The sequence below is a fragment of the Blastomonas ursincola genome, from assembly GCF_013607875.1.
GTDB lineage: Bacteria > Pseudomonadota > Alphaproteobacteria > Sphingomonadales > Sphingomonadaceae > Blastomonas > Blastomonas ursincola.
In genome coordinates this window covers 1-755 of sequence record NZ_VDES01000009.1, presented here as the reverse complement: position 1 = coordinate 755, position 755 = coordinate 1, and the positions used below count along the sequence as shown (strand labels likewise).

The window sequence follows — 755 nt, the reverse complement described above, 5'->3', positions numbered from 1 at the left end:
CGCTTTCTTCCCGCGACCAAGGCCATCCCCAAGGAGATGCTGCCGATCGTCGACCGCCCGCTGATCCAGTATGCGGTGGACGAGGCGCGCGAGGCCGGGATCGAGCAGATGATCTTCGTCACCGGCCGCGGGAAGAGCGCGATCGAGGATCATTTCGATATCGCGTTCGAGCTGGAAAAGACGATGAGCGAGCGCGGCAAGTCGCTCGCGGTGCTCGAGCCCACCAGGCTGGGCCCGGGCAATTGCGCCTATGTGCGCCAGCAGGAGCCGCTGGGCCTGGGCCATGCGATTTGGTGTGCGCGCGATCTTGTCGGCGATGAACCGTTCGCGATCTTCCTGCCCGACGAATTCATGGTCGGATCGCCCGGCTGCATGAAGCAGATGGTCGAGGCCTATAACCGGCTGGGCGGCAATCTGATCAGCGTGCTCGAGGTGCCGCGCGAGGCGGTGTCGAGCTATGGCGTGATCGCGCCGGGCAAGAGCGAGGGCGATGTCACCGAGGTGCTCGGCCTGGTCGAAAAGCCCAAGGTAGCGGATGCGCCGTCGAACCTGATCATCTCTGGCCGCTATATCCTGCAACCCGAAGTGATGCGCACGCTGGAGAGCCAGGAAAAGGGTGCGGGCAACGAGATCCAGCTGACCGACGCGATGGCGCGGATGATCGGCAGCCAGCCGTTCCACGCCGTCACCTTTGCCGGCAAGCGCTACGACTGCGGCTCGAAGGCCGGTTATGTCCAGGCGAACCTGGCGATTGC

1 protein-coding gene is annotated in these 755 nt (G+C 64.5%); it reads left to right on the top strand.

All coding sequences use genetic code 11. From position 1 onward, the window contains the following. On the top strand, positions 1–755 hold a 755-nt coding region (locus FG486_RS18020), incomplete at both ends, for a UTP--glucose-1-phosphate uridylyltransferase (RefSeq protein WP_181268589.1).